The following is a 23,700-nucleotide window of genomic DNA, read 5'->3' as shown; positions in this document are numbered from 1 at the left end:
CGGACGAGCCGGCCTCGGCGTCGAGGACCCGGGTCAGCGCCCGCGCAGCCCCTCGACCCACTCCCGGCCGGCCCGATAGGCCTCGTCCGAGGTGTGCGGCGCCACGACGGCGGCCCGGTGCTCGGCCCGCGGGTAGGAGCCGAGGAACCGCACGCCCGGGAAGATCCGGTGCAGGGCGGCCAGCGCCGCCCCCACGCGCTCCTCGGCGAGGTGCCCCTCGAGGTCGATCGAGAAGAAGTACTGGCCCAGCCCCGTGCCCGTGGGCCGGGACTCGATGCGCGAGAGGTTGACTCCGCGCGTCGCGAACTGGTCGAGGATCTCCCGCAGCGCACCCGGGTGGTCGTTCGGCAGCGGCACCGTGAGGGTGGTCTTGTCCGAGCCGGTGGGCGCGGGCAGTGAGCCGGGCCGGGAGACGAGCACGAAGCGCGTCACGGCGCCCGTCACGTCCTCGACCCGCTCCGCGAGCACGGGCAGACCGGTCTGCTCGGCCACGAGCGGTGCGCACACGGCGGCGTCGAAGGCCGCGCCCTCCAGCAGCAGGCGCGCGCCCGCGGCGGTGGAGGAGGCGGGGGTGAACTCCGCCGCGGGCAGGGTCGCCTCCGCCCACCCCCGCACCTGGGCCCACGCGTGCGGGTGCGTGGTGATGCGGCGGACGTCCCCGAGCCCCGTGACCCCGGACCGCCCCACGAGCACGAAGCTGATGGGGACGAGCACCTCGGCCAGGATCTGCAGCTCGTCGCCCAGGGCGATGTCGTCCAGGGTGGCGGAGACGCCGCCCTCGACCGAGTTCTCGATGGGCACCATCGCCCGGTCCACCTCGCCGGCCCGGACCGCGGCCAGGGCCGAGATCACCGACGCGGCGGGCACGAACTCCGAGCCCTCCTCATCCGCGACCCGGCGGAGCGCCGCCTCCGTGAAGGTGCCCTCGGGGCCCAGGAAGGCGTAGCGGGGACGCTCAGGGCTCACTTGACGGTCGGCTCGGCGTCGCCGTCGGCCTCCATGGGCTTGCCGGCCTCGAGCCACGCGCCCGAGCCGCCGGCCACGTTGATCGCCGAGTAGCCGCGGCCCACGAGGAACTCCGCGGCGCGCGCGGAACGGCCGCCCGTGCGGCAGATCACGTGGTAGTCGGTGTCCGGGTCCAGCTCCTCCAGGCGGTCCGGCAGCTGGCCCAGCGGGATGTGCTGGGCGCCGGCGGCGCGCCCCAGGGCCCACTCGTCGTCCTCACGCACGTCCAGGATGGGGGCGTCGGCGGGGATCTGGTCCACGGTCACGGTCTCGAAGTTGCTCATGGCTCCACCCTACGGCGGCGCCCGGACACCACAAGGCTGGCTACCCTCGTCCCCATGGAGAACTCCGCCGCCCGCACCGCCCGACTCCTCGACCGCTCCGCCGTGGAGCTGCGGGACGCGCTGGCCGCACGCGAGCTGTCCGCGCGCGAGGTCACCCGGGCCGCGCTCGACGCCGCCCACGCGAACGCCGACCTCGGCGCGTTCGTGGTCCTGGACGAGGAGCGCGCTCTCGCCCGGGCGGACGCGCTCGACGCCGAGTCCGCGCGCCGCGGCTCGCACGCCGCCGGCTCCGGCGCGGACGCCCGGCGCGCAGCGGGCGACGACGTCGTCCCCGCCTCCCTCCACGGCCTGCCGGTGGCGTTCAAGGACCTGGTCGACGTGGCCGGGCTGCCCACGCGGCAGGGCTCCGCCCTGCTGGCCGACGCCCCGCCCGCCGCCGAGGACGACCCGCTCGTGGCCCGCCTCGGCTTCGCGGGGACCGTGACCCTCGGCACGACCACGGTCCCCGAGTTCGGCCTCGACTCGTACTCGGAAAACCTCGTGGACGCCCCCGCCCGCAACCCCCTGGACCCGGCGCGCACGCCCGGCGGCTCCTCGGGCGGCTCGGCCGCGGCGGTGGCCGCCGGGATCCTGCCGTTCGCCCCCGGCTCCGACGGCGGCGGCTCGGTGCGCATCCCCGCCGCGGCCTGCGGGCTCGTGGGCCTCAAGCCGGGCCGTGGCACGCTGCCCACGGACCGGTCGGAGGACACCGTCCGCAACCTCACCGTGGCCGGCCCCCTCGCCCACACCGCGGCGGACGCGGCCCTGCTCTTCGATGTCCTCGCCGGCACGGAGGGCTTCGCCGGCCGCGCCCTGACGGACGTGCGCAGCACCGTGGAGCTGGCGAGCGCGGGCGAGCTCGGGGACCCCCGGCGGATCGGGGTGACCATGGCCTCGCCCTTCAGCCCGGACGTGGAGATCACGCTGGCCCGCCCCGCGATCGCCGCCCTCACCCGTGCCGCGGCCGCCCTGGGCGGCGGCGGCCACCGCGTGGAGGAGTTCAGCCCCTACTACGGCGAGGACTACCACCGGGACTTCCGCACGGCGTGGACCTCGGGCCTGCTCGAGGCGCCCCTGCCCGACGGCGCCGAGGTGCACCTGGGCGCCGTCGCGGCCTCGTTCCTGCGCTCCGCGCGGGCGACGGGCGCCGAGGAGATCAGAGCCGCCGTCGCGCGCCTGGAGGAGTGGGCGCACGGGATGCGCGCGCAGTTCTCGGACGTGGACGTCGTGATGACGCCCGTGCTGGCCACGCCGCCGCCCCTCGTGGGGCACTTCCTCGCCATGGCGCCGGAGGAGAACTACGCGGCGCAGTGCGCCTTCACCCCCTACACGTCCATGGTCAACGTGATGGGCCTGCCCGCGGTGTCTGTGCCCGTGCTCACCGACGACGACGGCCTGAGCTGGTCCGTGCAGCTCATCGGCCGGGCAGGCACCGAGGGGGCCCTGCTGCAGCTGGCGGCGCACCTGGAGCTGCTGCTGGCGGGGTGAGCGGGGCCCCGCGGTCTCCGGTGATCAGCCGTCCAGGCCCTGGACGGCGTCGTTGTACACGGCGTCCATGGACATGCCCATCACCACGATCAGGAGGATGAACCCCACGACGAGCAGCGCCAGCAGCGCGAGGGAGATGTAGTTCATCACCAGCCCCGCGATGGCCATGCCGCGGCCGTTGGGCTCCCGCTTGAGGCCCATGTGGCCCATCACCACGCCCACGATGGGCGGGAAGAACAGCATGACGCCGCCGACCAGGGACACGATGCCGAGGATCATGGAGGACACGGACAGCGCTGTGCCCGCGGTCTGCCCCGGTGCGAGGGGCTGGCCGCCGTACGTGTAGGCGGGCATGCCGCCGCCGTACGCGCCGTAGGACCCCGGGGCGGTCCCGTGGGCACCCGGGGATGCGCCGTCGCCGCCCCGGCCGTACGGTCCGGGCGCGGTGGTCTCCGGCCCACGCGTGCCGGAGGCGTCCGGCCAGCCGGCGGCGCTCGACCCGTTCGCGCCGTCGGCGGAACCGCTCCCGTACCAGCTCGGCTGGGACGCGGGAGCGCGGTGCGGGTCGGGCTGGGCGTTCGGCTCGGTCATGTCACCAGTCTAGTCGGCAGGGCCTCACGCGACCCAGGCCCGGTCACTGGCCACCGGACCCGCCCGCCGGTCACCGCGCTGCCGAACCTGCCCCACCGGACCCGCCTCCGCGCGAGCTGGGCGCAGTACTGCCAGGCAACCTCGGGGGTTGCCTGGCAGTACTGCGCCCAGCTGAAGGGCAGGCGCGCCGGACAGGCGCTCCAGGCCGATGCGCCCTGGGCCCGCTCACTCCCCGCCCGCCTCCCGCAGGAACCCGGAGAACCCTCCGGGGGTGCGGCCCACCAGGCGGGCCGAGGTGCAGACGCGCGCGCGGTCCGTGGCGATCACCCGCTCCTCACCGAGTGCCCGCACCGCCCCGGTGAGCTCCACGTCCTCGTGCTCGGGGACGGCCGGGAAGCCGCCCGCGGCCTCGTAGAGGGACCACGGCAGGCCCAGGTTGGCGCCGTGCACGTGGGGGTGCCCCTCGCCGTGGCGGTAGGCGGCCCGCCAGGCCTCGAGCGCGGCGTGGCGGGCGGTGCCGGCGGCGCCCTCCGCCGCTCCGGAGCCCTCACCGGAGCCCGCGCCGCCTGCCTCCAGCTCGACGTCCACGGTCCCGAGCACGAGGGCCTCCCGCTCGCCCGCCGTCGTCGTCTGGGCGAGGAGCCAGTCGGCGGGGACGCGCGAGTCCGCGTCCGTGGAGGCGAGCCAGAGGCGCTCCGCGGGCACGTCCGGGAAGAGGCCGCGCGCGTGCCCCGCCGCGGCCCTGCGGGCCCGGCCGACGCCGCCCTCGCCGTCGCCGAGCTCGACCACGTGGAGACGCGGGTCCGCGTGGCGGGCGCGCTCGGCGACCGACACGGTGGCGTCCTCGCACCCGTCCGCCGCCACGACGACGGCCGCGGAGCCCTGCGCGTGGTGCTGCTCCCAGCGGTCCATGGCCGTGCTCAGCGCCGCGAGACAGCCGGGCAGCAGGGCCTCCTCGTTCCGAGCCGGCACCACGACCACGGCATGGGTGGCCGCGGCCGCGCGCACGTGGAGGCTGATCCGGAAGTCGTCTTCGGTGTGCTCGGCATGCAGGCGCCAACGCGGGTCGGCGGCCACGCGGGCGTGCACCGTGTCCCCGTCGAGGGGCCAGCCCTGGATCGGGTGGCGCCAGTGGCAGAGCAGCAGCTCCCCGCCGGGGGCGAGGTCCTCGGCCACGCGGTCGAGCATGGCGTCCAGCTCCTCGGGCTGCAGGAAGTAGCCGATCTCCGAGGCGATCACGAGGTCGGCCCCGGCCGCGTCCGCGGGCCACTCCCCCGGCAGCACCGCGCGGCGCACCTCGGCATCGGGCAGGCTCGCGAGCCGCTCGGCCGCCCGCTCCACCGCCACCGGAGAGGCCTCGAGCCCCACCACGCGCTCCGCCCGCTCGGCCACCTGCGCGGTGAGCACGCCGATCGACGCGCCCGCCTCCACCACGGTGCCGTACCGCGGGCGGGTCAGCATCGCGAGGGTGAGCGCGCGCTTGCGGGCCTCGTAGGGGGAGCTGAGGTACCGCCACGGGTCCGCGTGCTCCCGGTACAGCCGGTCGAACACGGCCGCGGCGCGGCCGGCGTCGGCGTCCTCGGGGCCGGAGTAGCGGTGCACCTCGAAGGGCCGCTCGTGGTGGGCCAGGACGTTCGGGCCGAGGATGGCCTCGTCGCCGGGCGCCTCGGACAGCGGCGCCACCTGGGAGGCGTGCGCGGCGAGGGAGGCGCGGCGGGCCGCCCGGTCCTCATCGGTGAGGGGCAGCCGCCGGTAGCGGCGCGCGGGCAGGTCCGCGGGGTCGCCCCAGTGCCAGAACCAGATGGGGAACGCGCACAGCGGAAGGTCGCGCTCGCCGGCCAGGTCCGCGACGACGGCGCCCACAGCCTCGTGGTCCGCGTGCCCGTCCCCGGGGTCATGGGAGGCGAGGACGACGGCGCCGTCCGGGTGCGCACGGAGGTGCTCCTCGATCGCCGCGACGACCGCCTCCCGCACCGCGTCCGCGTGGTCCGCGACGCCGGAGTCGGGCAGGCCGAGCGAGGTCCAGGTCAGCGCCTCGCGGCGGTCCCCGCCGTCCGGGCCGGTGCCGGCCGCGAGCGCGTCCATCGCGTGGTCCATCTCCCCGCGGCGGATCCGGACGAGGTCCTCCGGCGTGTGGGTCGGCGAGTCCGGGTGGGAGGCCTCGCCCGCGGTGGCCACGAGCACGCGCACGCCGGCCCCGCCCCACAGCGCCGCGCGGATCAGGCCGGTGGCGCCGAGCGTCTCGTCGTCGGGATGCGCGACGGCGACCAGCAGCAGGGTGCGCGGGGTCCAGTCCGGCGGGGTCAGGGCGGGCAGCTCGGCGATGCCCCCCGCGGCCCAGGCGTCCTCGGAGGTGCCGGCGTCCAGGTGGGAGAAGCTCACCAGGGCCACGCACCGTCGGTGGTGGGGGCCGGCGCCGCGTCCCGAGCGTCCCCGCGCTCCAGCAGGGCCCGGCCGAGGCGTGCGTCGTCGCGGTGGCCGTGGTGCTGGCGCAGGTAGACCTGCAGGTCCGCCACGGCCCGCGCGTGCCGCGCGTTCCCCGTGAGCGGGCCGGGACCGGTGGCCTGCCCGACGACGTCGAGCACCTCCGTGCACAGCTGCGTCACGGTGCCGCGGATGCGGTCGGCCTCGAGCATGCCGTCCCCGTGGTCGAGGCGCCCCGCGTCCACGTCGGCGGCCGCGCGCGCGAGGAGGGTGCCCATCGCGTGCAGGAGGCGGTCGACCCGGCCGAGCGCGGCCTCGCCGACCTGGTCCGGGCTGGGGCCCGCGCCCGCCGCCCGCCGCCGCAGGGAGTCCCGCAGGGTGCGCGCGATGCCGACGGCCCCGCCGAACCACACCGCGGCCACCCCGATGCCGCCCCACGCGAAGCCCGGGCGGGTCAGGTACCACTCGTCCTCGCCGACGGGCTCGCCGGGGACGTCCGCGAAGCGCAGGCCCACGGTGGTGATGGGGGCCAGGCCGAGGGCGGGCCACGCGGCGTCGGCCGTCGTCACACCGGGATCGCCGAGGTCCACGAGGAGGGCGTGGCGCACGCCGTCGCCGTCCTTCGCGGTGACGACCGCGTGGGAGCACTCGTCTGCGAGAGAGCACCAGGGCTTCTCGCCGTCGAGGCGCCAGCCGTCGTCGGTGCGGCGCACCGTCGGGGTCTGCCCGCCCGACTCGGACGCGTAGACGCCGAGCAGGCCCTCCGGGGCGGGGACGCCGGCCTGGGACAGGATCGAGAGCGCGTCCAGGTGGGGCTCGAGCACCCGGGCGGCGGAGAGGTCCTGCGCGGCCACGGAGGCGAGCAGCTCCCACTGCTCGCGGGTGGCGCCCTCGCCGGTCAGCGGGAGGTCGAGAGGGGCATCGCCGTCGGCCGCGCCCTCCCTCAGCAGCGCCACCATCGGGGCGACGTCGCCCCCGCAGGCCGCCGCAGTGGAGAGGAAGGCGGCGTCGTCGCGGGGAAGCACGCGGGCGCCCGTGGGGAGCGGCCCCCGCTCTCCCCGTGTCGACGGCCGCTCCCCGGAGACCAGGGGGAGCCGGACGGGCTCGGGTGCGCTCATGACGGGGCCTTTCTTCCGCGTACGGCCGCGGTGCCGCACTGGGCGTTCACCCTAGCGAGCGGCCCCGGAGCGGGGGAACGGCCCGGGGCCGGGGCGTCACACGCGGAGACGGACGCGGCAGGGGCGGCTTTCTTGACAAGTTCCAGAAAAGGCGGTGACATGGGGCCCATGCGCCCGTCGTCGACAGCCCCGCTCCCCGAGCACGCGCTCCTGCGCGACGCCGGGCTGCGTGTGACGCGCCCACGGCTCGCGGTGCTGAGCGCCCTGCGCGCCCACCCGCACGCGGACGCGGCCGCCGTCCTGACCGCGGCGCGGGAGGCCCTGCCCTCCGTCTCGCACCAGGCGGTCTACGACTGCCTCCACGCGCTCACCGAGGCCGGGCTCGTCCGCTCGATCCAGCCCGCCGGCTCCGCCGCGCGCTACGAGATCCGCCGCCATGACAACCACCACCACCTCGTGTGCCGCGGGTGCGGCGCCGTGGTCGACGTGCCGTGCCACACCGGGTCCGCCCCGTGCCTGCAGGCGCAGTCGGACCACGGGTTCCTCATCGACGAGGCCGAGGTCTACTACTGGGGCCTGTGCCCCGCGTGCCGCGACGGACAGGACGAGGCGGCCCCGCCGTCGTCGTCCGCCGCGGCCCCCTGAGCCCCCCATCCACCCCGCGACCCCACCTTCCGTCCCCGAAAGGATCACGCCATGAGCGCTGAAGAGAAGAACCTCCCGCACGGCGAGGAGAGCACCACCGTCGGCGAGATGAACGACACGGTCGCCGTCGGCCAGCCCACCGCGCCCCGCCACGACGCCGACGGCCCGGACACGGCCACCGACGCCGCGGCCAGGAACCCGCAGTCGGACGCCGCCGAGGGCAAGTGCCCCGTCGCGCACGGCGCCCCGCTGGCGCACCCGACCTCCGGCGACGCCAACCAGCAGTGGTGGCCGAACCGCCTGAACCTGAAGATCCTCGCGAAGGACCAGCCGGTCCAGCGCCCCGAGGACGGCGGCTTCGACTACCCGGCCGCGTTCGAGAAGCTCGACCTCGCCGAGGTGAAGGCGACCATCGCCGAGGTGCTCACCACCTCCAAGGACTGGTGGCCGGCCGACTTCGGCAACTACGGCCCGTTCATGATCCGCATGGCCTGGCACTCCGCGGGCACCTACCGCGTGACCGACGGCCGCGGCGGCGCCGGCGAGGGCCAGCAGCGCTTCGCGCCCCTGAACTCCTGGCCGGACAACGCCTCCCTGGACAAGGCCCGCCGCCTGCTGTGGCCGGTCAAGAAGAAGTACGGCCAGTCCCTCTCCTGGGCCGACCTGATCGTCCTGGCCGGCACCGTGGCCCACGAGATCATGGGCATGCCCACCTTCGGCTTCTCCGGCGGCCGCATCGACGCCTACGAGCCCGCGGACGACGTCTACTGGGGCCCCGAGACCGAGTGGACCAACGGCGGCGCCGAGCGCTACAAGGGCGACCGCGAGCTGGACAACCCGCTCGCGGCCGTCGAGATGGGCCTGATCTACGTGAACCCAGAGGGCCCCGAGGGCGAGCCGGACCCGCTGAAGTCCGCCAAGGACATCCACGAGACGTTCTCCCGCATGGGCATGAGCGCCGAGGAGACCGTCGCGCTGATCGGCGGCGGCCACACCTTCGGCAAGACCCACGGCGCCGGCCCCGTGGAGGGCAACATCGGCGCCGAGCCCGAGGCCGCGGACATCGAGCAGATGGGCCTGGGCTGGAAGAACGCCTACGGCGAGGGCAAGGGCCGCGACACCATCACGTCCGGCCTCGAGGTCACCTGGACCTACCACCCCACCCGCTGGGACAACGAGTTCTTCCACATCCTCTACGCGTACGAGTGGGAGCTCATGGAGTCCCCGGCCGGCGCCAAGCAGTGGCGCCCCGTCAACGGCGGCGGCTCCGACATGGTGCCCGAGTCCGACTTCCGGGGCCGCCGCGAGCCCCGCATGCTGACCTCGGACCTGGCCCTGCGCTTCGATCCCGTGTTCGGCGAGATCTCCCAGCGCTTCAAGGACGACTTCGGCGCGTTCCAGGACGCCTACGCCCGCGCGTGGTTCAAGCTGACCCACCGTGACATGGGCCCGATCGCCCGCCACTACGGCCCCGAGGTGCCCGCCGAGGAGCTCGTGTGGATGGACCCGGTCACCGCCCCGGCGACGGTCCCCGGCGACGCCGAGGTCCAGGCCGTCAAGGACGCCGTGGCCGGCTCCGGCCTGTCCGTGACGGAGCTCGTGAAGACCGCGTGGGCCGCGGCCTCCTCCTTCCGCTCCTCGGACAAGCGCGGCGGCGCGAACGGCGGCCGCATCCGCCTCGAGCCGCAGCGCTCGTGGGAGGTCAACGAGCCGGCCGTGATCGGCCCGGTCATCGCGAAGCTGGAGCAGATCGCCGAGCAGACCGGCGTCTCCTTCGCCGACACCCTCGTGATCGCGGGCAACTGGGCCGTGGAGAAGGCGGCCGCCGATGGCGGCGTGCCCGTCTCCGTGCCCTTCACCCCGGGCCGCGGCGACGCGACCCAGGAGCAGACGGACGTGGAGTCCTTCCGCCACATGGAGCCCAAGGTGGACGGCTTCCGCAACTGGGATCCGCGCCCGTCCAAGCAGTTCCCGTCCGAGTTCGCGCTCGTGGACCGCGCCAACCTGATCGGCCTCTCCGCCCCGGAGATGACGGTGCTCGTGGCCGGCCTGCGCGTGCTGGGCGCCGTGCCCGCGGGCTCGAAGGACGGCGTGTGGACGGAGAACGTGGGCGTCCTGTCCCAGGACTTCCTCACCGCGATCACGGACATCGACACGCAGTGGGAGAAGGTGGCCGAGGGCCGGTACCGCGGTGTGACCGCCGAGGGCAAGGAGCTCTTCGGCACCCGTGACGACCTCGTGTTCGGCTCCAACTCCGAGCTGCGCACCCTGTCCGAGGTGTACGCCGCCGACGACGCCAAGGAGAAGTTCGTGCGCGACTTCGTGGCCGCGTGGGCCACGGTCATGGACGCGGACCGCTTCGACGCGCGCCGCGCCGCCAAGGAGTCCACGAACCAGGGCTGACGCCCCTGGGCCTCGGACGCCCGGACGCGCCGAGGTCCTGGCCGGACGACGACGGGCGCTCACCCTCGCGGGTGGGCGCCCGTCGTCGTGGGGGGCGGGTGCGTCAGGCCAGGACCGTGCGGCAACCGCGAGTTCTTCCCCCGCTCACCCGCGCGTGCCAAGGTGAGGGGCATGACCGAGAACGCCGCTCCCGTCCCCGCCTCCCAGCGCCCTGGCACCCCCGCACTGCCGGAGGACCTGATCGACGTCGAGGCCCTCCTCGAGGCCTACCGCACGGGCCACCCGGACCCGTCCGACCCGGCGCAGAAGGTCGTCTTCGGCACCTCCGGCCACCGCGGCTCCGCGTTCAAGACCTCCTTCAACGACGACCACATCGCGGCGATCACGCAGGCCGTGGTCGAGTACCGCGCAGAGAAGGGCATCACGGGCGCCGTCCTCGTCGGCCGTGACACCCACGCCCTCTCCGAGCCCGCGCAGGACACCGCGGTGCAGGTGCTGCTCGGCAACGACGTCGAGGTGCTCGTGGACGCGCGCGGCGGCTACACGCCGACCCCGGCCGTCTCCCACGCGATCCTGCACCTCAACGAGGGCCGCGACCTCACGCCGGCGGGCTTCTCCGCCGACGGGGACAACACCGGTCTCGTGGACGGGCTGGTCATCACGCCCTCCCACAACCCGCCCGCCGACGGCGGCTTCAAGTACAACCCTCCGCACGGCGGCCCCGCGGACACCGAGGCCACGTCCTGGATCGCGAACCGCGCGAACGAGCTGCTCGCCGCGGGCCTCGACGGCGTGCGCCGCGTGGGTGCGGACGAGGTCGCCGGCCATCCGAAGCTGGGCGAGTTCGACTTCCTGGACCGCTACGTCACGGACCTGCCCGAGGTGATCGACCTCGAGGCGATCCGCGAGGCCGGCGTGCGGATCGGCGCGGACCCCATGGGCGGCGCGTCGGTGGCGTACTGGGGCGAGATCGGCAAGCGGCACAGGCTGGACCTGACCGTGGTGAACCCGGAGGTGGACCCGCGGTTCGGCTTCATGACGCTGGACTGGGACGGCAAGGTCCGCATGGACTGCTCCTCCCCCCACGCGATGGCCTCGCTCATCGAGCGCATGACCCCGGACGCGGACGGGGTGGCCCCCTTCGACGTCGCCACCGGCAACGACGCCGACGCGGACCGTCACGGCATCGTCACCCCCGACGGCGGGCTGATGAACCCCAACCACTTCCTCGCGGTGGCCATCGACTACCTCTACCGCAGCCGGAAGGGGTGGCCGCAGGACGCCGGCGTCGGGAAGACCCTCGTCTCCTCGTCGATGATCGACCGCGTGGCGCGCGACCTCGGGCGCGACCTCGTGGAGGTGCCGGTGGGCTTCAAGTGGTTCGTGCCCGGCCTGCTGACCGGCACGGGCGTGTTCGGCGGCGAGGAGTCCGCGGGCGCGTCCTTCGTGACCTTCGACGGCGACGCCTGGTCCACGGACAAGGACGGCCTCCTGCTGTGCCTGCTGGCCGCGGAGATCATCGCGGTCACGGGCCAGTCCCCGTCCGAGCGCTACCGGGACCTCGTGGCCCTGCACGGCGCCCCGGCCTACGCGCGCATCGACGCCCCGGCCACCGCCGAGCAGAAGGCCCGCCTCAAGGAGCTCACCGCGGACGACATCACCGCCGAGACCGTGGGCGGCGAGCAGATCCTCCACGCCCTCACGACCGCCCCGGGCAACGGGGCGGCGATCGGCGGGCTCAAGGTGGTCACGCAGAACGCGTGGTTCGCCGCGCGCCCCTCCGGCACCGAGGACGTCTACAAGATCTACGCGGAGTCCTTCCTGGGCGAGGAGCACCTGGCGCAGGTGCAGCAGGACGCGCAGCGGCTGGTGGACGGCGTCATCGGCTGAGCGCGGAGGCGCACCCTGCCGCCGCCCAGCCCGCCTGGGTAGCGTGGGCTCCATGAGCAACGGCACCCCCGAGCAGCCCCGTCCCCGCCACGCGAGCGAGGAGCCGGACACGACCCGCACCGACGCCGCCTCCCCCCACGACGGCAACGTCACGGACACCGCGGACACCGCGGACGACGCAGCGGCGACCGGCACCCCGGCCCTCCTGACGACGGCCGGGGCCCTCCCGGAGGGCCTGGCCGCGGACGTCGGCTGGGACCTCGGCGAGGACGAGCCCGAGGAGGAGACCGCCGAGCCCCTGCGCGAGCCGCTGCCCACCGAGGCCCTGCCGATCATGCCTGCCGGCACCCGACCCGAGGAGCCGCACGCCGCCGTCGGGAGGCTGCGCGCCGCCGCCCGCCTGCGCGCCGCCCACCCCCGCACCGTGCGCCTGCACCAGCTGCGCGGGCTGAAGCGGATGCTCACGGAGCAGCAGGAGCGGTTCGTGAACGCCCTGGGCGAGGACCTCGGCAAGGCGCCCACGGAGGCGCTGATGACCGAGGTGATCTCGGTGCGCTCGGAGGTGGACCACGCGATCCTGCACCTGAGCGAGTGGATGGAGCCGCGGCCCGCAAAGCTGCCGCTGACCCTGCAGCCCGCGAGCGCCGAGGTGCGGCCACGGCCCAAGGGGCTCGTGCTGATCATCGGCGCGTGGAACTACCCCGTGCAGCTCACGCTCGCCCCGCTGGTGGGCGCGCTGGCGGCGGGCAACGCCGTGGTCATCAGCCCCTCGGAGAAGGCGCCCGCCACGGCCCGTGCCCTGCAGGAGCTGCTGCCTCAGTACCTGGACTCCGCGCTGATCTCCGTGGTGGCCGGCGGCAGGGACTGCAACACCGCGCTGCTCGCGGAGCCGTGGGACCACATCCTCTACACGGGCGGCGAGCGCGTGGGGCGGATCGTGTACGAGGCCGCGGCCAAGACGCTCTCCCCCGTCACGCTGGAGCTGGGCGGGAAGTCCCCGGCGGTGGTGACGCCCGCGCGCAACACGGGGGCGATGGCCCGCCGCCTCGCGTGGGCCAAGTTCACCAACGCGGGCCAGACGTGCGTGGCCCCGGACTACATCCTCGCCGTGGGCGAGGAGGCCCACGCGCAGGTGGTGGCCGAGCTGCCGAAGGCGATCCGCGAGTTCTACGGCGCGGAGCCGCGCGAGTCCAAGGACTACGGCCGCCTCATCTCCGCCGAGCACGCCCAGCGCCTCGCGGACATGGTGGAGAAGGACGTGGCTGCCGGCGCCGAGGTGCTCGTGGGCGGCGAGGTCGACCCGGCCGCGCGCTACATGGCGCCCACCGTGGTCACGGGCGTGCAGCCGGACGGCGCGCTCATGCAGGAGGAGCTGTTCGGCCCCGTCCTGCCCGTGCTGAAGGTGGGGGCGTTCCAGGACGCGCTGGACTTCATCGCCGACCGCCCGCACCCCCTCGCGGCGTACCTCTTCACGGACCGCCCGCGCCTGCACCGCGCGTTCGACGAGCAGGTCCAGGCCGGCGGCCTCGGCTACGACGTCGCCCTGCTGCACGCCGGCATCACCACGCTGCCCTTCGGCGGCATCGGATCCTCCGGGATGGGCGCGTATCACGGGCAGGCGGGCTTCGAGACGTTCTCCCACCTGCGCCCGTCCATCACGAAGTCGGACCAGGTGGACACGCTCAAGACCGCGTACCCGCCGTACGGCTGGATGAAGCGCAAGATGATCCCGAAGATGCTCTGACATGGACAGCCGGCTGCGCCGCCTGCCGCCGGCCCTGGTGATGACGGGCCTCCTCGCCGTCACCGGGTGCGGCGCCGGGCCGACGTCGGGAGGGTCATCGGAGGGTGCCGGCGCCGGGTCCCCGAGCGGGGCGACGCCGTCGCGCATCTCCGCCTCCGACCTCGCCGCGCCCGGCGCGGCTCGGGGCCGGGGCGGCGATCTGCCGGTCGGCACGCAGCCCCACGCGGTGACGTCCCTGGCCTGGGACGGGCGCCCCGTGGCGACGGGTCCGTGGACGAGCGTGGACGTCGACACGGGCGCGCCGTTCACGTTCACCGCTCGGGAACTGTGCGGGCAGCCGCGCGTGGACGTCCTGAGCGTGACGCCGGACGGGTGGCAGGCGCACCCGAGCGAGGGCCAGCCGGCCGTCGCGTGCCTGCCCGAGGACGAGACCGCCTCGGCAACCGAGGCGGTGCGTCGGCTCTTCGACGGCCCGGTGGCCGTGGACGAGGCGGAGGACGGCGCGCTCACCCTGACGCGGGCCGGCGTCGAGCTGGTGCTGGCGCCGCGACGGTGAGGCTCAGCGCTGCGGCCAGAGGCCGCGGCGCGTGAAGACCTCCGCGAGGACGTCGGCACGGTCGGTCATGACGCCGTCGACGCCGAGGTCCAGGAGCCGCTCGATCTCCTCGGCCTCGTCCACGACCCACACGTGCACGGGCAGGCCCGCAGCGTGGCAGCGGCGCACGAAGTCGGCCGTCACCACCCGGATGCGCCCGTGCCGGATCGGCACCTGCACGCAGTCGATGTCGAGGGCGTGGCGGCGCAGCCACCCCGTGAGGCCAAGCGGGCCGAGCAGGACGAGCGCGGCGATGGCGGCGGCCCCGCCCGACGTCGCGATGCGGTGCGGGCCGTGCGCGCGCTCGGCGTGGCCGAGGGCGGTGAGAGAACGCCGGAAGAGGCGGCGGCGGGAGTCGTGGAAGGACGCGACGAGCACGCGGTCCCACGCCTCGTGCTCGGCGAGCAGGTGGGCCATGGCGGGGGCGGCCGCGCGGTCCTTGAGGTCCACGTTGAGGCGGGCCTCGGGGAGTGCGGTGAGGAGGTCGGCGAAGCGCAGGAGCGGCTCGCCGCCGACCGTGACGGAGTGGAGCTGCTCCCACGTGACGTCGGAGATCCGGCCGCGGCCGGTGGTGACGCGGTCCAGGGTCTCGTCGTGGAAGACCACGAGCACGCCGTCCTTCGTGGTGCGCACGTCCAGCTCGAGGTAGGCGAAGCCCGCATCACAGGCCGACTGGAACGCCGCCAGCGAGTTCTCCCGCTCGTTCCCGGCGCCGCGGTGCGCGAAGCCGAGGGGCCGGCCGGCACGGCCGGGCAGGGAGTCCGCGAGGTAGGCGGGGGCGGGACGGGGCGTTGGCCGGGGCGCACGCAGGGAGCGCGCGGGACGGGCACGCGGGCACGGCGACGGGCCTGAGGACGGCACGGTTCGGCGGGTCACGGGGTCAGGGTAGCGGGCGCCCGGAAACCTCCCGTTGCGAGTCCGACGGCGACGAGGGTGCTTCCTAGACTGGACCCACCTCGTCCCCGTCTTCAGGAGCCCTCCGTGCCCCGCACCTCGTCCCGCTCGCGTGGCCGGGCCGGGCCGTCCTCGCGCCCCGTCCACCACCGCTTGATCTGGGTCGACGTCGCCCGCTGCCTCGCGCTGATCTCGATGATGCTCGCCCACACCGCGCCCACCGGCGGCCCCGGCGGTGTCCTGAACCTCACCGAGCACCTCACGGCGGCCCTGTTCGCGGCGCTCGTGGGCGTCTCCGCCCGCCTCGAGGTCCAGCACCTGGGCATCGGCCGCGCGGCGGCCCGCGCGGTCATCCGGGCGCTCGTCCTCGCGGCGTGCTCCTGGCTCGTCGGGTTCTTCGGCGCCCAGGTGCACGACATCCTGCCGCACCTCGCCGTCGTCGCCCTCCTGATGGGCCTGCTCGCCGCGCTCCCGCTCGCCGCGCAGCTCGTCCTCGCCCTCCTCTCGGCGTCCGGCGGCGTCGCCCTCGTGGCCCAGGGCACGACGGCGGCCGTCGCCGCACTCCTGCCGCTGGCCGACGCGGTGGGCCTGCCCGCGGACCGCCTCGCGACGGGCGTGGCCACGATGCTCACCGACGCGCCCTACCGCCTGCCCCTGCTGCTCGCGTGGGCGCTGCTCGGAGCGGTCGTACTGCGCACCCTGCACGGGACCCGCGAGGACCCGGCCCGCCGCATGCGCGTGGACGCGGTGTGGTGGGCGGTCGGCGGGGCGGCCCTGGCCGGCGTCGTCCTCGCGTCCTCCCGCGCGAGGACCGGCGCGATGCCCGTCCCGTACTCCGGCACCGTGCCCGAGGTCCTCGTGGACACCGGCCTGGTGCTGCTGGTGCTGGGACTGTGCGCCGCCGTCGTGCCGAACCACGCGAACCCCGCCACCGAGCTGCTCTCCGTCCCCGGCTCCATGACCCTGTCCGTGTACGTGGCGCACCACGCCTACCTCGGGTGGGCGGCGCGCGCTGCGGGCCCCGGCCCGTGGCGCACGCCCGGCGGCGCGGACGACACGTGGTTCAACGTGGTCGTGCTGATCCTCGGTGCGATCGCGCTGCCGCTGCTGTGGCGCACGTACGTGCGGTCGCGGCCCTGGCGGGCGGGCCCGATCGAGGGCGTGGCGCGCCTCGTGACGGACCGGATCGGCGGCCGCTGATGGCCCGCCGCGCCGACCTTCCCGCGGGCTCGCTCGAGACGCCCGCCGTCGAGTTCCACCCCGCCACCGCCACCGCCCCGCGGACCGCGTCCGCCCCGCGGGGTAGCCTCGAGACCGTGAGCGAGCGAACCACCTACCTGCTGGTCGACGGCGAGAACATCGACGCGACCCTCGGCACGTCCATCCTCCAGCGGCGCCCCCAGTCCGACGAGCGGCCGCGCTGGAAGCGCCTGCTCCACTTCATGCAGGACCACTGGAACCAGCCCGTCAAGGGCCTGTTCTTCCTCGCCATCGACGGCGAGATCCCGATCCCCTTCGTGCAGGCGCTCACCGCACTCGGCTACCAGCCGATCATGCTGCGCGGCGAGGGCAAGGTCGTGGACCTCGGCATCCAGAAGACCATGGCCGCGCTCCAGGCACGCGAGGACGACGTCGTCCTCGTCAGCCACGACGCCGACTTCGCCCCACAGCTGGCCGACCTGGCCTCCACCCCGGGCCGCCGCACCGGCATCATCGGCTTCGAGGAGTTCCTCTCCGGCATCCTGCGGGCCATCCCGGGCGTGGAGTTCTTCGACCTCGAGTACAAGGTCGAGGCGTTCGACTCGTCCTTGCCGCGCCTGCGCGTCATCGACGTCGCCGAGTTCGATCCGCTCGAGTTCCTCTGAGCCACCGGGCCCCGTGCGTCAGCGCACCGGGCCGGGCTCCTCGAGGGGCAGCATCGGGCGGTGCTCGTAGAAGGTCTGCAGCACCACGGTGGTCCGCGTGTTCACGGAGGCCACGTGGCGGATCTCGTTGACGAGCGCCTCGAGCTCGCGTGGCGAGCCCACCCGGACGAACAGCATGTACGCCGCGTCCCCGGCCACGGAGTGGCAGGCCTCGATCGCGGCGACCCCCTCCAGGAGCTGCGGCGCGTCGTCGGGCTGCCGGGGGTCCAGTGGCGTGATCTCGATGAAGGCCGCGAGCGGCTTGCCGACCGCCTCGGGGTCCAGCAGCGCCCGGTATCCGGTGATCACCCCGCTCCCCTCGAGCTTGCGCAGCCGCGCTTGCACCGCGGACGAGGAGAGGCCGACCCGCTCCGAGAGCTGGGCGAGGGTGGCACGCGGATCGCGGGAGATTTACCGGCGACACAGCGACAGGAGGCGTTCATGACCACTTCTCTGCCCACGGAGCAGGCCATCATCGGCGAGCCGGAGGTCGTCGAGGACGCCCGCCACGCCGAGTCCCACCCGGCCTGGCTGCGACTCAAGGCGGCCGCCACGGCACTCCAGGGACTCCAGGCCGAGGACGGCTCGGTGCCTGACCCCGTCGACCACCCCGCCGCCCGCGACCACGTCGCCGTGATCACCGCCGCCGTCGCCACGCTGGCCCCGCTCTTCCCGCACGACGCCGCCTACCTCGCCGCCCTGCCCCGCGACGTCGCGCGCTGGGAGGCGGACGGCTTCGGCGTGCCCGACTTCCTGGACTCCCTCGTGGCGTTCCAGCCCCAGGAGCACCGCGTGGACGGCATCCGTCACCTCGTGGTCTTCCCGATGTACACCCAGAACGGCTCGCCCGACCGACACGTCGAGGCCCTGATCGTGGGGGCCATCTGGCCGGAGTTCATCGCGGACCTCGAGGCCGGCGACCACGGCAACAAGCTCTTCCTGTCCCTGCGGCTGATCGACTTCACGCCGGGCTACGACACGAACTCAGCGGTGCTGTTCCCCGAGACCGTGGCGATGCGCGAGATCCCCACGTTCACGTGGGGCGCGATCTTCCAGGACCGCGAGGCGGCCCGCTTCCGCCGCGTCGTCGCCGCGGCCGCGGACATCACGAAGCTGGACCTGCCCGCCGACGCCGCGGAGCTCGTGGCGGACCAGGACCTCGCCGAGAGGACGTTCGTCATGTGGGACCTCATCCACGACCGCACGCACATGCGCGGCGACCTGCCCTTCGACCCGTTCATGATCAAGCAGCGCATGCCGTTCTTCCTCTACACGCTCGAGGAGATGCGCTGCGACCTGACCGCGTTCCGCGAGTGCGTCCGGATCGAGCAGGCCCTCACCGCCCGCGCGGAGGCCGGGGAGGACCTGAGCGAGACGGAGCAGGCGACCCTGCGTCACGCGAAGCTCGTGCACTACGCCGTGCTCTTCGACCGCGTCTTCCGCTTCGCGCTCACCGGTTCCCGCGTGCGCAACGACGACGGCCTCGGCGGCCAGCTGCTCTTCGCGTGGCTCCACCGCCGGCACGTGGTGGAGTGGCGGGACGTGAAGCTCAGCGTGGACTGAGAGGGCCTGGCGCCGGCCGTCGTCGAGCTCGGCGACGCGATCGACCGGCTGTACTGGGAGTCCATCGACCGCCCCAAGACCGTGCACTGGCTCAAGGCCCACGAGCTGGTCGCGTCCGTGGTGGCCCCGCATCCGGCCTCGGCGTGGGCGCAGGGCCTCCCCCAGGACGTGCTGGCGGGCCCGCCGAAGGGGCTCACCGACCTCGTGCTCGACGACGAGTTCCCGCTCTCCATGTTCTTCGAGGCGCTCGAGAAGAAGATGCGGGGCGTCATCGACTCCACGGCCGGCATCCGCGCCGCGGACGCCTGAGGCGCGTCGCACGATGACCACCCACCGGAAGGGGACCGACATGCAGAGGATCCACGACGCCGAGAGCCGCGGGTTCGCCTCGGACAACTACTCCGGGGTGCACCCGGAGGTCCTCGCGGCGATCGCCGAGGCCAACGGCGGCCACCAGACCGCCTACGGCGAGGATGCCTACACCGCCCGGCTGCAGGAGGTGGTCCGCGGGCACTTCGGCGAGCAGGCGCAGGCCTGGCCGGTGTTCAACGGGACGGGCGCGAACGTCGTCGCCCTGGAGTCCATGCTGCCGCGCTGGGGCGCGGTGGTCTGCGCGGACACCGCCCACATCCACGTGGACGAGGGCGGCGCGCCGGAGAAGGCCGCCGGGATCAAGCTCCTGCCCGTGTCCACCCTGGACGGCAAGCTCACCCCCGAGCTGATCGACGCCGAGGCGTGGGGATGGGGGGACGAGCACCGGGCCCAGCCCCTCGTCGTCGCGATCACGCAGTCCACCGAGCTCGGCACCCTGTACACGCCGGAGGATATCCGCGCGATCACCGAGCACGCGCACGCGCGCGGCATGACGGTGTTCCTGGACGGGGCGCGGATCGCCAACGCCGCGGCCGCGCTCGACCTGCCGCTGCGCGCGTTCACCACGGACGCCGGCGTGGACGTGCTCTCCCTGGGCGGCAGCAAGAACGGGGCGCTCGCCGCGGAGGCGATCGTGGTGCTGAACCCGGACGCCGTGCAGGGCCTGGCCTACCTGCGCAAGCACCAGATGCAGCTCGCGTCCAAGATGCGCTTCGTCTCTGCGCAGCTGATCGCGCTCTTCGACGGGGACCTGCACCTGCGGATCGCCGGCCACGCGAACGCCATGGCCCGGCGCCTCAGCGACGCCGTGACGGCCGGCATCGCGGACGGCTCCCTCCCCGGGGTGGCGCTGACCCAGAACACCGACGTCAACGCGGTCTTCGCGACCCTGCCGGCCGGCGTCGCGGACCGGCTGCGCCGGTCCTTCCGGTTCTACGACTGGGACCCCGCGACGGGCGAGGTCCGCTGGGTGTGCAGCTTCGACACCACGGAGGAGGACGTCGACGCGTTCGTCGCGGCCCTGCGCGAGGAGCTCGCCGCGGCGGGCTGACCCGAGGGCGACGCGCGCCGCGGCCGCGTCCGGGTATAGAGTTCTGCGACCTCGAATCCGGGGTGGAGGCGCCGGACGTGCGCCCGCCCCCAGCGACGAAAGACCTCCGTGGACTCCAGAGACACCCCCGGCTCCGCCCTGCCGGCCGGCAGCACCGCCGCCGGCCCCGCCGCCAGCACCGCCGCCCTTCCCGCCCCGTCAGAGGCGCACAACGGCCTGCGCCGCACCCTGGCCGCCCGCCACCTGATGATGATCGCGATGGGCGGCGCCATCGGCACCGGCCTGTTCGTGGCCTCCGGCAACAGCATCGCCACCGCCGGCCCCGGCGGCGCGCTGCTGGCGTACGTCGTCATCGGCTTCATGGTGTTCCTGCTCATGCAGTCCCTCGGCGAGATGGCCACCTACCTGCCGGTCTCGGGCGCCTTCGAGGAGTACGCCACCCGGTTCGTCAGCCCCTCGTTCGGCTTCGCCATCGGCTGGAACTACTGGTACAACTGGGCGATCACGGTGGCCGCGGAGCTCGTCGCGGCCGCTCTGGTCATGCGCTACTGGCTCCCGGACGTCCCCTCGTGGGCCTGGTCTGCGCTCTTCCTGGCGATCCTCTTCGGCCTCAACGCGCTCTCCACCCGGGCCTACGGCGAGTCCGAGTTCTGGTTCTCGCTCATCAAGGTCGTCACCGTGGTGGTCTTCCTCGTCCTCGGCGTCATGATGATCGCCGGCATCCTCGGCGGCGCCGCCCCGGGCTTCGAGAACTGGACCACCGGCGAGGCCCCGTTCGTGGGCGGCGCCCCGGGCATCCTCGCGATCTTCCTGGTGGCCGGCTTCTCCTTCCAGGGCACCGAGCTCGTCGGCGTCGCGGCCGGCGAGGCGGAGGACCCGGAGAGGAACGTCCCGAAGGCCATCCGCACCGTGTTCTGGCGCATCCTGCTCTTCTACGTCGGCGCGATCACCGTGATCGGCTTCCTGATCCCCTACACCAGCCCCAACCTGCTGGGCAGCGGCGTGGAGGACATCTCGATCTCCCCGTTCACCCTGGTGTTCGAGAACGCCGGCGTGCTGGCCGCGGCCGCCGTGATGAACGCCGTGATCCTCACAGCGATCCTCTCCGCCGGCAACTCGGGGCTGTACGCCTCCACCCGCATGCTCTGGGCCCTGGCCGACTCGGGCAAGGCCCCGCGGTTCCTCGCCAAGGTCAACCGCCGCGGCGTTCCCATGAACGCGCTGCTGGTCACCACCGCCGTCGGCGCCCTGTGCTTCCTCACCACCCTCGTCGGAGACGGGGCCGCCTACGTGTGGCTCGTCTCCGCCTCCGGACTGGCCGGGTTCATCGTGTGGATGGGCATCGCGTGGAGCCACTACCGGTTCCGCCGCGCGTACATCGTCCAGGGCGGCCGCCTCGAGGACCTGCCCTACCGCGCCGCGCTCTTCCCGTTGGGTCCGATCGTCGCGCTGCTGCTGTGCACCGTGGTGGTCCTGGGGCAGGGGTACGGGGCGTTCGGCGAGGGCGTGGACCTGCTCGCCGCAGCCACCGCGTACCTCGGCCTGCCGCTGTTCCTGGCCCTGTGGCTCGGCCATAAGCTGGTCACCGGCTCGAAGCCCGTGCGCTCCGAGGACGCCGACCTCACCCGCGAGCGCTGGTGACCCCGGCGGCCGGGCCGGGCCGGTCGGCCGCGCCCGCCCGTCAGACCTCCGGCAGCGCCAGCAGCTCCTCGATCGCCCCGGCCACGCCGTCGTCGTCGCAGGCCCCGACCACCGCGTCCGCCGCCGCGCGCAGGCTCATGTGGCCTGAGGCCACGGCGCAGCCGAGGCCCGCCCACGCAAGCATCTCGGCGTCGTTGGGCATGTCCCCGAAGGCGACGACGTCCGCCGGCGCGATCCCCCGGCTCGCCGCGAAGTCCGCGAGGGTGGCCGCCTTGTGCACGCCCGGCGCGGACATCTCCACGAGGGCCACGCCGGGCGCGGAGTGCGTCGCGCTGACGAGCTCCCCGAGCTCGGCGCGCGCGGCCTCCAGGAACGCGTCCGGCTCGAGGGCGGTGGAGCGGGCCATCAGCTTCACGACGACGGCCTCCGCGGGCAGCACGCCCTCGAGGGCAGCCGCGGCCGGCGTGGCGTCCTCGAACGCCGACGCCTCCGTGAACGCGGTCTCCCAGAAGAAGCCGTCGAGTGTCTCGGCGCCGAACGTGGCGGTGGGGTCCAGGGCCCGCAGCCGCTCGACCGCCGTCCACACCGTCCCCCGCTCCATCGGGCGGGACTCGAGCACCTCGCCGGTCGCGGGATCCACCACCACGGCGCCGTTGGAGCAGATCACCGGTCCGACGTCGCCCAGCTGGTCCGCGAGCGCGTCCAGCCAGCGCAGCGGCCGCCCCGTCACGAACACGACGACGACGCCCGCCTCGTGCGCCGACCGCAGCGCCGCGATGGTCCGCGGGGAGAGCCGCCCCGAGCGGGTGTGCGCGTAGCCGATGACGGTGCCGTCCAGGTCCGTGGCGACGAGCCGGGGGCGGCGGATCGAGGTCGGCAGAGGCATGCGTCGAGTCTAGGCGGAGTCCTCGCGAGGGGCGCGGGCAGTTGGCAGGATGAGCGCATGGACACCCAGAGCAGCGCCGCGCGCACCGCCCCCGCCCCCGCCCCCATGAGTGCGGCCCAGCCCCCCCGCACCGTCACCGTCACCGGCGCGGCCGGCAACATCGGCTACGCGCTGCTCTTCCGGATCGCCTCCGGCGAGATGCTCGGCGCCGACGTCCCCGTGCGCCTGCGCCTGCTCGAGGTCCCGGCGGCGCTGCGGGCCGCCGAGGGCACGGCGATGGAGCTCGCGGACGCGGCGTTCCCCCTCCTCGCGGACGTCCAGGTCACGCACGATCCCGCGGTGGCCTTCGACGGCGTGCAGCACGCCCTGCTCGTGGGCGCCCGCCCGCGCTCGGCCGGCATGGAGCGCGGCGACCTGCTCGAGGCCAACGGCGGCATCTTCGGGCCCCAGGGCCAGGCGATCAACGACCACGCAGCGGAGGACGTGCGCGTCGTCGTCGTGGGCAACCCGGCGAACACGAACGCGCTGATCGCTGCCTCCCACGCTCGGGACGTGCCGGCCGACCGCTTCACCGCGCTCACCCGATTGGACCACAACCGCGCGGTCTCGCAGCTCGCGGCGAAGGCCGGCGTCGCGGTGACCGACGTGGACGGCATCACCGTCTGGGGCAACCACTCGGCCACGCAGTTCCCGGACCTCACCCACGCGCGCGTGCGGGTGGGCGGCGCCGACGGCGGCTGGCGCCCCGCGCTCGAGGTCGTGGACGCCGGATGGGCCGCCGAGGAGTTCATCCCGCGGGTGGCCGAGCGCGGCGCGGAGATCATCAGCGTGCGCGGGGCGTCCTCGGCGGCGTCGGCCGCGAGCGCGACGATCGACCACATGCGCGACTGGTTCCTCGGCACGGGCGTGGGCACGGACGGGCAGGCCCGGCGCACCTCCGCGGCGATCGTGTCCGACGGCTCCTACGGCGTGCCCGAGGGCCTGATCAGCTCGTTCCCGGTGGTGTCCGAGGGCGGGCAGTGGCGGATCGTGCCGGGCCTGGAGCCAGACGCCGCTCTGCTGCCGGACGCGGCTGAGCGCCTGGAGAGGACCGTGGCCGAGCTCGACGAGGAGCGGGAGGCCGTCACGGGGCTCGGGCTGCTCTGAGCGAGCCGGCTGGGGAA

19 protein-coding genes and 1 pseudogene are annotated in these 23,700 nt (G+C 74.5%); 12 read left to right on the top strand and 8 right to left on the bottom strand.

The window, feature by feature from the left end; genetic code table 11:
• Positions 1-33 precede the first annotated feature (33 nt).
• Both pheA and LG274_RS08700 read right to left on the bottom strand, forming a co-directional pair.
• Positions 34-966 carry a prephenate dehydratase gene (gene pheA, locus LG274_RS08705; RefSeq protein ID WP_404463967.1) on the bottom strand — a complete coding sequence of 311 codons (933 nt, stop codon included), beginning with the start codon at positions 964-966 and terminating at the stop codon, positions 34-36.
• Entirely contained in the window at positions 963-1,289 is a 327-nt protein-coding gene (locus LG274_RS08700) for a rhodanese-like domain-containing protein (protein ID WP_248116639.1), read from the bottom strand. Before LG274_RS08700 ends, pheA begins: the two co-directional genes overlap by 4 nt.
• A gap of 54 nt (positions 1,290-1,343) precedes the next feature.
• Here LG274_RS08700 and LG274_RS08695 point away from each other — a divergent pair, with 54 nt between their 5' ends.
• Complete coding sequence (locus tag LG274_RS08695; RefSeq protein WP_404463964.1) at positions 1,344-2,816, top strand: amidase; 1,473 nt, start codon at positions 1,344-1,346, stop codon at positions 2,814-2,816.
• A gap of 24 nt (positions 2,817-2,840) precedes the next feature.
• Here the strand turns inward: LG274_RS08695 and LG274_RS08690 are convergent, their stop codons facing one another.
• The 3 genes from LG274_RS08690 to LG274_RS08680 all read right to left on the bottom strand — a co-directional run bounded on the left by LG274_RS08690 (position 2,841) and on the right by LG274_RS08680 (position 6,949).
• A complete protein-coding gene (locus LG274_RS08690; protein WP_404463962.1) occupies positions 2,841-3,407 on the bottom strand; it encodes a DUF4190 domain-containing protein in 567 nt (188 codons plus the stop codon).
• Between the two features lie 225 nt (positions 3,408-3,632).
• The gene (locus LG274_RS08685) at positions 3,633-5,789 is read right to left on the bottom strand and encodes a PIG-L family deacetylase (RefSeq protein WP_404463960.1); all 2,157 of its coding nucleotides are present in this window, start codon (positions 5,787-5,789) and stop codon (positions 3,633-3,635) included.
• Positions 5,786-6,949, bottom strand: a complete 1,164-nt coding sequence (locus LG274_RS08680) for an acyl-CoA dehydrogenase family protein (protein WP_404463958.1) — start codon at positions 6,947-6,949, stop codon at positions 5,786-5,788. The genes LG274_RS08685 and LG274_RS08680 overlap by 4 nt, the downstream gene beginning before the upstream one ends.
• Positions 6,950-7,117: 168 nt before the next feature.
• Between LG274_RS08680 and LG274_RS08675 the strand changes: the two genes are divergently transcribed.
• From LG274_RS08675 to LG274_RS08655, 5 genes are all read left to right on the top strand, one after another.
• Positions 7,118-7,594, top strand: coding sequence for a Fur family transcriptional regulator (locus tag LG274_RS08675; protein ID WP_343282179.1), 477 nt, complete (start codon positions 7,118-7,120; stop codon positions 7,592-7,594).
• Positions 7,595-7,702: 108 nt separating this feature from the next.
• Positions 7,703-9,997 carry a catalase/peroxidase HPI gene (gene katG / locus LG274_RS08670; RefSeq protein ID WP_404466052.1) on the top strand — a complete coding sequence of 765 codons (2,295 nt, stop codon included), beginning with the start codon at positions 7,703-7,705 and terminating at the stop codon, positions 9,995-9,997.
• A 171-nt stretch (positions 9,998-10,168) separates the two neighbouring features.
• Positions 10,169-11,887, top strand: a complete 1,719-nt coding sequence (gene pgm / locus LG274_RS08665; protein WP_248116651.1) for a phosphoglucomutase (alpha-D-glucose-1,6-bisphosphate-dependent) — start codon at positions 10,169-10,171, stop codon at positions 11,885-11,887.
• A gap of 334 nt (positions 11,888-12,221) precedes the next feature.
• Complete coding sequence (locus LG274_RS08660) at positions 12,222-13,631, top strand: aldehyde dehydrogenase family protein (RefSeq protein WP_404466050.1); 1,410 nt, start codon at positions 12,222-12,224, stop codon at positions 13,629-13,631.
• Position 13,632: 1 nt separating this feature from the next.
• Complete coding sequence (locus tag LG274_RS08655; RefSeq protein ID WP_298710780.1) at positions 13,633-14,187, top strand: hypothetical protein; 555 nt, start codon at positions 13,633-13,635, stop codon at positions 14,185-14,187.
• A gap of 3 nt (positions 14,188-14,190) precedes the next feature.
• Here LG274_RS08655 and LG274_RS08650 read toward each other — a convergent pair whose 3' ends face one another.
• Complete coding sequence (locus tag LG274_RS08650) at positions 14,191-15,036, bottom strand: glycerophosphodiester phosphodiesterase (RefSeq protein WP_298710882.1); 846 nt, start codon at positions 15,034-15,036, stop codon at positions 14,191-14,193.
• A gap of 171 nt (positions 15,037-15,207) precedes the next feature.
• Here LG274_RS08650 and LG274_RS08645 point away from each other — a divergent pair, with 171 nt between their 5' ends.
• Together LG274_RS08645 and LG274_RS08640 are read left to right on the top strand one after the other, a co-directional pair.
• A complete protein-coding gene (locus tag LG274_RS08645) occupies positions 15,208-16,320 on the top strand; it encodes a hypothetical protein (RefSeq protein ID WP_404463955.1) in 1,113 nt (370 codons plus the stop codon).
• Between the two features lie 116 nt (positions 16,321-16,436).
• The gene (locus LG274_RS08640) at positions 16,437-16,985 is read left to right on the top strand and encodes an NYN domain-containing protein (protein WP_248116655.1); all 549 of its coding nucleotides are present in this window, start codon (positions 16,437-16,439) and stop codon (positions 16,983-16,985) included.
• A gap of 18 nt (positions 16,986-17,003) precedes the next feature.
• Here the strand turns inward: LG274_RS08640 and LG274_RS08635 are convergent, their stop codons facing one another.
• Positions 17,004-17,435, bottom strand: a complete 432-nt coding sequence (locus tag LG274_RS08635) for an Lrp/AsnC family transcriptional regulator (protein WP_404466048.1) — start codon at positions 17,433-17,435, stop codon at positions 17,004-17,006.
• Positions 17,436-17,465: 30 nt separating this feature from the next.
• Between LG274_RS08635 and LG274_RS08630 the strand changes: the two are divergent.
• The 3 genes and pseudogenes from LG274_RS08630 (at position 17,466) to LG274_RS08620 (ending at position 21,651) form a co-directional block, all read left to right on the top strand.
• Positions 17,466-18,896, top strand: a pseudogene (locus LG274_RS08630) (DUF6421 family protein).
• A 40-nt stretch (positions 18,897-18,936) separates the two neighbouring features.
• Positions 18,937-20,010 (top strand): threonine aldolase family protein, encoded by a 1,074-nt coding sequence (locus LG274_RS08625; protein WP_404463953.1) that lies wholly within the window; start codon positions 18,937-18,939, stop codon positions 20,008-20,010.
• A gap of 216 nt (positions 20,011-20,226) precedes the next feature.
• Complete coding sequence (locus tag LG274_RS08620) at positions 20,227-21,651, top strand: amino acid permease (protein ID WP_404466046.1); 1,425 nt, start codon at positions 20,227-20,229, stop codon at positions 21,649-21,651.
• 40 nt (positions 21,652-21,691) lie between these two features.
• Here the strand turns inward: LG274_RS08620 and LG274_RS08615 are convergent, their stop codons facing one another.
• Positions 21,692-22,537: an HAD-IIB family hydrolase gene (locus LG274_RS08615; RefSeq protein WP_404463951.1), complete on the bottom strand. Its 846-nt coding sequence runs from the start codon at positions 22,535-22,537 to the stop codon at positions 21,692-21,694.
• Between the two features lie 57 nt (positions 22,538-22,594).
• On the opposite strand from LG274_RS08615, the gene LG274_RS08610 reads away from it, so the two are divergent.
• A complete protein-coding gene (locus LG274_RS08610; RefSeq protein WP_404463949.1) occupies positions 22,595-23,683 on the top strand; it encodes a malate dehydrogenase in 1,089 nt (362 codons plus the stop codon).
• The last annotated feature ends 17 nt before the right edge of the window (positions 23,684-23,700 follow it).

Origin of the sequence: Micrococcus antarcticus (assembly GCF_044872765.1) — a bacterium.
Classification (GTDB): domain Bacteria; phylum Actinomycetota; class Actinomycetes; order Actinomycetales; family Micrococcaceae; genus Micrococcus.
Note: the sequence above shows the minus strand (reverse complement) of the source record. Positions and strands in the feature narration are given on the sequence as shown.

Bases quoted from the DNA above. Each gene is read 5' to 3' on its own strand.
- pgm (WP_248116651.1), top strand. From the start codon at position 10,169: ATGACCGAGAACGCCGCTCCCGTCCCCGCCTCCCAGCGCCCTGGCACC.
- LG274_RS08695 (WP_404463964.1), top strand. From the start codon at position 1,344: ATGGAGAACTCCGCCGCCCGCACCGCCCGACTCCTCGACCGCTCCGCC.
- LG274_RS08615 (WP_404463951.1), bottom strand. From the start codon at position 22,537: ATGCCTCTGCCGACCTCGATCCGCCGCCCCCGGCTCGTCGCCACGGAC.
- LG274_RS08625 (WP_404463953.1), top strand. From the start codon at position 18,937: ATGCAGAGGATCCACGACGCCGAGAGCCGCGGGTTCGCCTCGGACAAC.
- LG274_RS08680 (WP_404463958.1), bottom strand. From the start codon at position 6,949: ATGAGCGCACCCGAGCCCGTCCGGCTCCCCCTGGTCTCCGGGGAGCGG.
- LG274_RS08690 (WP_404463962.1), bottom strand. From the start codon at position 3,407: ATGACCGAGCCGAACGCCCAGCCCGACCCGCACCGCGCTCCCGCGTCC.
- katG (WP_404466052.1), top strand. From the start codon at position 7,703: ATGAACGACACGGTCGCCGTCGGCCAGCCCACCGCGCCCCGCCACGAC.
- LG274_RS08610 (WP_404463949.1), top strand. From the start codon at position 22,595: ATGGACACCCAGAGCAGCGCCGCGCGCACCGCCCCCGCCCCCGCCCCC.
- LG274_RS08675 (WP_343282179.1), top strand. From the start codon at position 7,118: ATGCGCCCGTCGTCGACAGCCCCGCTCCCCGAGCACGCGCTCCTGCGC.
- LG274_RS08655 (WP_298710780.1), top strand. From the start codon at position 13,633: ATGGACAGCCGGCTGCGCCGCCTGCCGCCGGCCCTGGTGATGACGGGC.
- LG274_RS08660 (WP_404466050.1), top strand. From the start codon at position 12,222: ATGCCTGCCGGCACCCGACCCGAGGAGCCGCACGCCGCCGTCGGGAGG.
- LG274_RS08700 (WP_248116639.1), bottom strand. From the start codon at position 1,289: ATGAGCAACTTCGAGACCGTGACCGTGGACCAGATCCCCGCCGACGCC.